1 protein-coding gene is annotated in these 727 nt (G+C 35.4%); it reads right to left on the reverse strand.

Annotated features, from left to right (window positions below; translation table 11 throughout):
• Positions 1-117: 117 nt before the first annotated feature.
• Positions 118-705 (reverse strand): hypothetical protein, encoded by a 588-nt coding sequence (locus C9I99_RS27080; RefSeq protein ID WP_146151187.1) that lies wholly within the window; start codon positions 703-705, stop codon positions 118-120.
• Positions 706-727 lie beyond the last annotated feature (22 nt).

A 727-nucleotide genomic window follows, 5' to 3' on the forward strand; every position in this document is an offset into this window, starting at 1 on the left:
ATAACGCCCCAAATAAGGTGTGCCACGTTGAACCAACCAAGCGCACCGAACTTCAAACCAAAAATGCCGAGTAAAAAGCATCACCTTGATTTGATTGTTATATGTGATGCGCAAGAACTAAAATTCACCTTCTTCCCCATTTTTGATGATGATGAATTTTTGATATGAAAAGCTTACTGGTGACTTTTTACCAATTAACTCAAGTTTGTCACCAGGATTTAATGATTCCCAAGCCCATCTAGGTAGCCCACATATTTCATTGTTTATAAATCCTGAAAATTCATTTATTTCCGCGCCACGACGACAACTTTTTGATGACGTTGTTTCAACCACTGTCACTACCTGACTTCCAATTCCAAAAGGAGCCAAATTTATTACAGCAGGAATACCCCTAATTACCGCAATATGCGTAAATAAAGGAACAATAACAAACACGCTTATAGCAGCTAAAATTGGTCTGTTTTTTCTTCCGTTTACCCCCTCTTTTGAAAACCATAGTTTTCTGAAATTTCGGTTTAGCAGTAAAGAAAAAACAAACAGCAGCAATATGGAAGAAAATAATAAAACGGAAACTATTGATAATACATCTCTAGGAGCTTTATACACTAATATATCAGACCAAATAGCCACTTGTATTAATGCTAATATAATACAGAAAGGTATTAATACAATTATTTGGTTTGAAGTTAGACCTTTCTTGACCAAGATTCCTCCCTAAGCATATAAC

It is taken from the genome of Photobacterium lutimaris, from assembly GCF_003025555.1.
Classification (GTDB): Bacteria; Pseudomonadota; Gammaproteobacteria; order Enterobacterales; family Vibrionaceae; genus Photobacterium; species Photobacterium lutimaris.